At 54.9% G+C, this 3,021-nt stretch carries 2 protein-coding genes; both read left to right on the top strand.

All coding sequences use genetic code 11. The features are described 5' to 3' along the window. Window positions 1-2,098: SusC/RagA family TonB-linked outer membrane protein (locus ACYVJM_RS31970; protein WP_461152185.1), on the top strand; the 2,098-nt coding region annotated here is incomplete at its 5' end. Window positions 2,099-2,135: 37 nt separating this feature from the next. Then, window positions 2,136-3,021 (top strand): RagB/SusD family nutrient uptake outer membrane protein (locus tag ACYVJM_RS31965; RefSeq protein WP_461152184.1); only part of this gene is annotated, 886 nt, incomplete at its 3' end.

The raw sequence follows: 3,021 nt of genomic DNA, 5'->3' as shown, positions 1-3,021 counted from the left end.
CCAGTACTCGCTCTCGCTCAACTACCGCGATGATCAGGGCTTGATCAAGACCTCTTACATGAAGCGCTACTCGGGACGTTTCTCGATCGACGATCAGGTTAAGAGCTGGCTCAAAATCGGCGGTACCCTCAGTTATAATAACCAGATGGAAAACCTGGTGGACGTCAACGATGCGGTAGCTCGTCAGATCGTGGAAGACTTTCCGTTCCTGCCCGTACGCTACCCTGATACGGGCGTACTGGCCGAGAACCGGGATTACCCCTATGCGGAAGGTACGATGAGTTCGGTACACCGCCTACTGGACCGGAGGTACATCCAGAACACCCAGACCACTTTGGGCAGCCTGTTCACCAACATCACGTTGGGTAAAGGCCTGGAGATGCGCACGGTATTGGGTGCCAACGTCCAGACCCAGGAAATCAACCAGTCGCAGACGCGTACGCTTAACATCGGCGGTAACGGTAACGCATCGACCAACAATAACAAAACCTCTTTCTGGTCGTTGGAGCACTACCTGACCTACAACAAGCAGTTTGGTCAGGATCACTCCTTCACGGGTCTGTTGGGTCTGTCCTGGCAGGAAACCAACACCTTTGGCATTGGCGCCAGCGTGAGCGGTTTCGCTACCGACTACTTTGGCTTCAATAACCTGGGGGCCGGTGCAATTAACCCAGGAGTTAGTTCAGGCGCATCGCGTTTTGCCTTTAACTCCTACTTTGGTCGGATCAACTACGGCTACAAGAACAAGTACCTCTTCACGGCTACCGGCCGGGCCGACGGCTCCTCGAAGTTCGGAGAAAATTACAAGTTTGCTTTCTTCCCCTCGGCGGCTCTGGCCTGGCGGGTATCGGAAGAGGACTTCCTGAAGGGCAACCCCGTCATCTCGAATTTGAAAGTACGCGCCAGCTACGGTCTGACGGGTAACTCCGAGATTCCGCCGTATCAGTCACTCTCGTTGCTCAGCTCGAACTATTCAACGATCTACAACGACGGCCGCGTTGGTGGTACGGGTATCAGCCGTTTGGCTAACCCCGACCTGCGGTGGGAGAAAACGGCCCAGACTGATGTAGGTCTTGAAGTTGGTTTCCTCAAAGGACGCATCTCGCTGGAAGCGGATTACTACTACCGTCTGACGACCGACATGCTGCTGGATGCCCCTGTACCCCAGTCGAGTGGTTATGCCACCATCCGGCGCAACGTGGGCTCGATGGAGAACAAAGGCTTCGAGTTTGGTTTGAACACGGTGAACATCAACCGCGGAAACTTCAGCTGGAATACAAACTTCAACATCTCCCTGAACAGCAACAAGGTACTGTCACTGGCTACCCCATCGGACATTTTTGGCGTAGGTGGTCCTAACTTTATTAACCAGACCAATATCATCCGGGTGGGTGAGTCAGTTGGTTCATTCTGGGGCCTGACCCGGGTGGGCACCTGGAGCGAAGCCGAGCGGGAAGAAGCCGCCAAGTTCACCAGCTACCGCAATGGTCTGACCATTCTGCCCGGCGACCTTAAGTACCTCGATGTGAACGGCGACAAGGCGATCACCGATGCTGACCGCAGCATCATTGGCAACGGCAGCCCGAAAGGCTGGGGAGCCATGACCAACAACATCCGCGTTGGCAACTTCGACGCCACGTTGGAATTGCAGTACATGTTCGGCAATGATGTCATGCTGATGAACCTGCACCCCAGCGAAGACCGGCAGGCCCTGGCTAACAGTTACGCATCAGTGCTCAACGCCTGGACGCCAACCAATCAGAACACCATGATTGCTCAGGTGCGCGACACACGGGCGGGCTACGTGACCAACGTGGACAGCCACTGGATCAAGAATGGTTCGTTCCTGCGGGGTCGTAACCTGCTGTTCGGTTACACCTTCCCGGTGGAGATGACCAACAAGCTCAAGATGAACCGCCTGCGGATGTATGTGTCGGCTCAGAACTTCTTCCTATCGGTTGAAGATCCGATCGTTGGTGATCCGGAAGTTACGCCGACCAACCAGGGTTCTGGAAGCAGTGCTTTCTCACAAGGCCAAATCTGGCACAACTATCCTAAACCGACCACCTACATGCTGGGTCTCCAGATTGGCCTGTAATCTAATACCGCATTTAATTGACTGACATTTCAATAGTATGAGACATACATTCGCAAAATACATAGGCCGGGTTTTACTGGTTGGCGTAGCCCTGACCGGCCCTATCGGCTGCACCGAATTCCTGAAGGAACAGGCGCCTTCGAATTTAACGCCTACCAGCTTTTATACCATTCCCGACCACGCCGAAGCGGCTTTGGCCTCGGTCTACGCCAGTCTGCGGTTCATGGGCGATGGGGCCGGTATCTTCTCCAGCAACTGGCAGTTGCTCGAAGCCCTGACCGGAACCTCCACCACTGAGACCGCTCAAAACTCCGATCTCAACAACCTGTACGGGTTGGTTCATGATGGTAATACGGCTCACGTGGTCAACTACTGGAACGGTTTGTACCGGGTTATCGCCAACGCCAATCAAGTGATCGACAAGGTTCCCGGCATTACGCCGATGGATGCTGCCCAGAAGACTAAAATTCTGGGTGAAGCCCGTTTTCTGCGCGCTTCGGCTTACTTTACGGCAGTACGCTTGTGGGGTAATGTGCCCCTGATCACCAAGCCTCAAACGGCAGCGTCGGACGACTTCCTACCTGCTCGGGCTGCACAGGAAGACGTGTACAAAGTAATTGTTGACGACCTACTGGCTGCGGAATCGGCTGGTTTAGCGTGGATGGATGCGAGCGGTCGGGTTAACCTGGCAGCGGTCAAAACCCAACTCGCCAAAGTCTACCTCACCATGGCTGGCTTCCCCCTCAGCAAAGGAGCTTCCCACTACAAACTGGCCGCCGACAAGGCCCTGGAGGTGATCACCTACGCCAATGCCAATCCCTCGGTGATCAACCTCTTCACCTCCTATGAGGACGTCCACCGGGAAAGCACCAAGAACCGCGTCGAGCACCTGTTCATGCTCCAGTACAACACCCTGGTGGCGG

This window comes from Spirosoma pulveris (genome assembly GCF_054781875.1).
The sequence above is the reverse complement of the archived record's forward strand: the minus strand, read 5'-3'. Positions and strand labels throughout refer to the sequence as shown.